Origin of the sequence: Phenylobacterium sp., assembly GCF_046590535.1 — a bacterium.
Taxonomy (GTDB): domain Bacteria; phylum Pseudomonadota; class Alphaproteobacteria; order Caulobacterales; family Caulobacteraceae; genus Phenylobacterium.
Window position 1 is genome coordinate 1 of sequence record NZ_JBKJTG010000128.1, and the last position, 5,514, is coordinate 5,514.

Sequence of the window (5,514 nt, forward strand, 5' to 3'; positions counted from 1 at the left end):
GCGCGCCGGGGTTGGTGGCGATCTCGAAGGCTACGCGGTCCAGACCGGTGGGACCGGCGCGGTCCGCGGCCTGCGGCTCCACGGCCACCCGGAAACGGGCCTTGTCGAGTTTCAGAGGCGCGAGTTCGCCTATGACCACACCGGCCAAGCGGTCGCCGGCGACGCGTCGGGCGGCGGTCAGCCCGGCGGCGGCGGCCATGTAGGCGTCGCGGGCGGCAGCCAGCTCCGTCTCGGCGGCCTTGAGCGCGTCCTCGGAGGTCTCCACGGCTCGCAGCCGCTCGGCGAACCGGGCGCGCAGGATGGGCAGTTCCTCGACGCTGACGTTTAGCTTGCGGGCCAGGCCGCGCAGGTCGAACAGCCGCTCTTCGGCCTTCTCCAGGCGATCGGGCTCGAAGTCAAAGGCCGCCGCGGCGGAACCGATCTGCGCCTCGGCCTCTCCCGCCTCGATCAGCACCCGGTCCAGCGCCGCCGAGGCTTCAGTCAGCCGAGAGACCGCCGCGCCCTCGCCCGCGGCGCCGGCGGTGATCGCCCGCTCCCGCGCCCGGTCCAGGGCGCGCACGGCGCCGGCCACCTTGGCAGAGAGCCCGTCAAAGGCGTCGCGGGCCTGGGCAATGTCGGCCAGCGCCTTTTCCGCCGCGCCCAGCACCGCGCGTTCCTCCGCGAGCGCGGTCTCCTCGCCCGCGCGCGGGTCGAGGCGGTCCAGCTCGGACAGGCGTAGGGTCAGTTCCTCGGTCTCCGCCGCCACGCGATCCACGTCGGTGCGCAGGATCTCCACCCGCTCGCGCACCGTCCGCCAGCCGCGCCAGGCCTCGGCCACGGCGGCGGTTAGGGCCTCATGATCTCCGAAGGCGTCCAGCATGGGCCGATGGGTGCGGGCGTCCAGCAGGCCCACGGTCTCGTGCTGGCCGTGAACCTCCAGCAAGAGGTCGCCGACCTCCTTCAGCACGCCGACGCCGGTGGCTTGGTCGTTGACGAATGCGCGGCTGCGGCCGTCGGCGGCCAGAGTGCGGCGGAGCACCAGGTCCTCATCGCGGGCGTAGGTCAGGCCCTTGTCTTCCAGCAGCGCCCAGACGGGATGGGCGGGGGTGGGCGCGAAAACCGCCGACGCCGCCGCCTGGGCGGCGCCGCGGCGCACCAGCCCGGCGTCAGCGCGCGCGCCGGTGGCCAAGCCCAGCGCATCGAGGATGATCGACTTGCCGGCCCCGGTCTCGCCGGTGAGCGCGGTGAGGCCCGGCCCGATGGACAGGTCCAGGGCCTCGATCAGCACCACGTCGCGGATCCACAGTCCGATCAGCATGGCCGCGAAGATCGCCCGGAATCAGGCGCGATAGAAGAGCGCGCGGACATCTTTTGTTCTCACCCCGCTGAGCGGCGGAGAATTCTTCAGTTGGTCTTCGCCTCGGCGACCGGGGCCAAGCTCGCGGCCGGGGGCCTGATGGTCTCGGTCTTGTTCTTGCGGAAGGGAATCCGGAACAGGCCGCGCCGTCCGGAGCCGCTGGGCTCCACCGCCGGCTGCAGGCCGCGCGCGGTGAGCAGCTTGTGGGCGTCGGCGTACCACTGGTCGCCGGGGTAATTGTAGCCCAGCACCGCGCCGTTGCGCTTGGCCTCGTCGAGCAGGCCCAGGGTCAGGTAGGCCTCCACCAGACGGTAGAGCGCCTCCGGCGAATGGCTGGTGGTCTGGTAGCGGTCGATCACCGAGCGGAACCGGCCGACTGCGGCCAGGGTGTCGTTCTGGCGCAGGTACCAGCGGCCGATGGACATCTCTTTGCCGGCCAGCTGGTCGTTGACCATGTCGATCTTCAGCCGGGAGTCCTGGGCGTATTCCGTGCCGGGGAACCGCTGCACCACGCCGCGCAGGTTCTCCAGCGACTGGCCGGTGGCCGCTTGGTCGCGGTTCACGTCGACGATCTGCTCGAAGTAGCAGATGGCCTTGATGTAGTGTGCGTAGGCCGCCGCCTGGTTGCCGGGATAGAGTTGGATGAAACGGTCGGCGTCGGCGATCGCCTCGGAATAGTTGTTCGACTGGTAGTGGGCGAAGGCCTGCATCAGGATCGCGCGCCGGGACCACTCCGAATAGGGGTGCTGGCGTTCCACTTCCTGGAAGTAGTCCACCGCCTGGGCCCACTGGCGGCGGTCCAGCCGGTCGGCTCCGGTGGCGTAGAGCAGCTCCACCGGGCGCTCTTCATAGGCCAGCTTGGGCTTCTTCTTCTGGCCGGCGCAGGCCCCGAGGGCGAGAGCGCACATGACGGCCACCAGAGCCGGGCGGGCCCACGTATTGCGAAGCAAGGACACCTTCACCTCAAAGAACCAGGGCGCGCCCCCACGCCGTGAAGTGCTTCTACACCACACGCCTCGCGGATCAAACGGAACGGATCGTCTCAGACCGCTTCGGCCAGGTCGTCCACCAGAGTGCGCAGGCGCCAGGCGTCGCGCCGGGCCAGCAGCTCGCGCACCAGCAGGTTATTGATGGCGTGGCCGGCCAGCACGCCCTCGAAGCGGCCAATCACCGGGGCGCCTAGCACATAGAGGTCGCCGATGGCGTCCAGCGCCTTGTGGCGCACAAACTCGTCGGGGCGGCGCAGGCCCTCCGGGTTCAGCACCCGGTCGCCCTCAATCACCACAACGTTCTCCAGGCTGCCGCCGCGGGCCAGGCCCAAAGCGCGCAGGGCCTCAACCTCGTGAACGAAGCCAAAGGTGCGGCAGTCGGCGAGCTCCTCGCGGAAGGCGCGCTCGTCCATCACCAGGTCAACCGTCTGGCGGCCGATCACTGGGGTCGGGAAGACGATCTCGAAGGCGACTTCGAACTGGTCGGCGGGCGCCAGGGTCGCGCGCTTGTCCCCGTCGGTCACTTCGACCCTGTCCAGGATCTCGATGAAGCGGCGAGCCGCCGCCTGCTGGCGCTTGCCGGCCCGGTCGAGGACCTGCAGGAACGGCAGCGACGAGCCGTCCATGATCGGCATCTCCGGGCCGTCGAGTTCGACCACCGCGTTGTCGATCCCGGTCATCACCAGGGCCGCCATCAGGTGTTCGATGGTCGAGACCGTCACGCCGGCGGTGTTGCCGATCACGGTGCCGAGCTGGGTCTTGCAGACCGCGGCGGCGGTGGCCGGCACGCGGTTGGGGCGGTCGGTGACGTCGGTCCGCACAAAGACAATGCCGGTGTCGGTGGGGGCTGGGCGCACGGAGACGCGGGTGTGCGCGCCGGTGTGCACGCCCACCCCTGCGAACAGGGCGGGGGCTCTCAGGGTATGTTGAAACACCTGCTCGGCCACGCCGGGACCTTCCAAAAACAAACGGCCGGCCAAGGTGACCGAGTTACGCCCCACGTGCCGGTTAAGCTCTTCGCCGCGATGCAGCAAAACACTTGGTGTTTCGCAATGTTTCTCGCCGCAAGCCCGCCGAATCAAGAAGGGGCGGACACCGGTCGACCCGGTGTCCGCCCCTAATGTTACGTGCGCGTGAAGCCTAGTTGGCCAGGCGGCGCAGGAAGGACGGGATCTCCAGGTCCTCGCCGGGCTCGGCCTGTTCCAACGGCTCAGGCGCCTCGGCGGGCAGTGCGCCGCCCCGGCTGGCGGTGGCCTGCGGGCGCGGGGCGGCGGCTTGCGGCTGAGCCTCGTAGCGGGGACGGCCTCCGAACAGGCTGAGGAACCCGCCGCGCGGACGGCGCTCCTCGAAGGCGGGCTCGGCGAACAGCGGCTCGTCTTCGGCCTCGGCGGCCTCCGGATCGACGGTCCGGGCCAGCGGGCCCTCCACCAGCGGCGCTTCGGCCACGGGGGTGGCGTAGAGGTCGCCCTGCTCTTCTTCCAGCGTGTCCATGGCCATCGCCGGCTCGCCGTGGGCGGGCTCGGCTACCGGCGCAGGGGCCGGCTGGGCGGTCTCGGCCGTGTAGGGCCGGATGTCGGCGCGCAGGGCCGGCGCGGTCATTGGCCGGCGCTCCACCTTGGGCTCGATGGCGGCAATGGAGGCGCCGTCCATGCCGGTGGCCACCACCGAGACCCGGATCATCCCCTCAATGGAGGGGTCGAAGGCCGCGCCAAAGATGATGTTGGCTTCCGGATCGACTTGCTCGGAGATAGCGTTGGCCGCTTCGTCGACTTCCAGCAGGGTCATGTCGAGACCGCCGGTGACATTCACCAACACGGCCTTGGCGCCCTTCAGCGAGACTTCGTCCAGCAGGGGGTTCTGGATGGCGTTCTGGGCGGCCATCAGGGCGCGGTCGTCCCCGGTGGCTTCGCCGGTGCCCATCATCGCCTTGCCCATCTCGGTCATCACCGTCCGCACGTCGGCGAAGTCGAGGTTGATCAGGCCCGGCAGGACCATCAGGTCGGTGATGGAGCGCACCCCCGAATGCAGCACCTGGTCAGCCATGCCGAAGGCTTCGGCGAAGGTGGTCCGCTCGTTGGCGACGCGGAACAGGTTCTGGTTCGGAATGACGATCAGGGTGTCCACGTAGCGCTGCAGCTCGCCGATGCCTGCATCGGCCAGGCGCATCCGGTGACGGCCCTCGAAGTGGAACGGCTTGGTCACCACGCCCACCGTCAGGATGCCGCGTTCGCGGGCGCACTTGGCGATGATCGGGGCAGCCCCCGTGCCGGTGCCGCCGCCCATGCCGGCGGTGATGAACACCATATGCGCACCGTCGAGGTGCTCGCCGATCTCCGGGATCGACTCCTCGGCGGCGCTCATGCCGATCTCGGGGTGGGCGCCGGCGCCCAACCCCTGCGTGGCCAGCACGCCAAGCTGGATGCGCCGGTCGGTCTTGGCGAAGGCCAGTTGCTGGGCGTCGGTATTGGCGGTGACGAATTCGACCCCCTCCAGCCCGGCCTCGATCATGTTGTTAACGGCGTTGCCGCCGGCGCCGCCAACGCCGAACACGACGATCCTCGGCTTCAGTTCCGTCGCACGCGGTGCGGAGAGTGCTATTGCCATGGGACCCCTGCGTCCTTCCCAAAACCGGTTCGAGCGCTGGACGGCTGCCCCGCCCGCGCCTTCGTAAGGATGCGTTAAGTACGCGACCGACACCCTTAATCGACGGTTAACCGCATACGCTGAGTCGGGCGGGCGTCGACGGGCGGTTTGGCGAGAAAAGTCCTTTTCGGACAAGGGACAAGCCGAATCAGGGGCCAGTTGCGACGCCCTGGCTCACTGGTGATTTTTTCAGAGGCTCCGGGCGCGCAGCCCTGCCTGCAACCTAGGCGTTTAGCTTAGAGGTTATCACGCAGCCAGGAGGCGGCCTTGGCCATCGGGTTGGCGCCCGGCTCCAGGGGCTCGCGCCGCAGCTTGGCCGAGGCCAGGGCCTTGGCGGAGACAGCTTCGCGGGGGCCGAAGGCAGCGCGGTGCAGGATCCCGGCCGCCGCGGTGAAGGCGGGACCGGAGGCGGCGTCGGCCAGGTGTGGCACCCGGCGCGGACGGCCCAGGCGCACGGGGCGGTCGAATACGCGGACAGCGACTTCGCGCACCCCGGCCAGCTGGCTGGCGCCGCCGGTCAGGACCAGGCCCGCGCCTGGCTCTACC

Annotated in this window: 4 protein-coding genes and 1 pseudogene; all 5 read right to left on the reverse strand. The window is 69.8% G+C overall.

Going from position 1 to position 5,514, the window contains the following annotated elements:
- The coding region (locus ACLL81_RS07765) for an AAA family ATPase (RefSeq protein WP_411287775.1) at window positions 1–1,297 on the reverse strand (1,297 nt) is incomplete at its 3' end.
- Window positions 1,298–1,383: 86 nt separating this feature from the next.
- Window positions 1,384–2,286 carry an outer membrane protein assembly factor BamD gene (locus tag ACLL81_RS07770; protein ID WP_411287776.1) on the reverse strand — a complete coding sequence of 301 codons (903 nt, stop codon included), beginning with the start codon at window positions 2,284–2,286 and terminating at the stop codon, window positions 1,384–1,386.
- Window positions 2,287–2,378: 92 nt separating this feature from the next.
- Window positions 2,379–3,272 (reverse strand): UDP-3-O-acyl-N-acetylglucosamine deacetylase, encoded by an 894-nt coding sequence (gene lpxC, locus ACLL81_RS07775; RefSeq protein WP_411287777.1) that lies wholly within the window; start codon window positions 3,270–3,272, stop codon window positions 2,379–2,381.
- 193 nt (window positions 3,273–3,465) lie between these two features.
- Window positions 3,466–4,929 carry a cell division protein FtsZ gene (gene ftsZ, locus ACLL81_RS07780; RefSeq protein WP_411287778.1) on the reverse strand — a complete coding sequence of 488 codons (1,464 nt, stop codon included), beginning with the start codon at window positions 4,927–4,929 and terminating at the stop codon, window positions 3,466–3,468.
- A 275-nt stretch (window positions 4,930–5,204) separates the two neighbouring features.
- Window positions 5,205–5,514 (reverse strand): annotated as a pseudogene (locus tag ACLL81_RS07785) (cell division protein FtsA); the annotation flags it as partial.

Excerpts from the sequence above, each read along its gene's own strand:
- ftsZ (WP_411287778.1), bottom strand. The coding sequence starts at position 4,929 with ATGGCAATAGCACTCTCCGCACCGCGTGCGACGGAACTGAAGCCGAGG.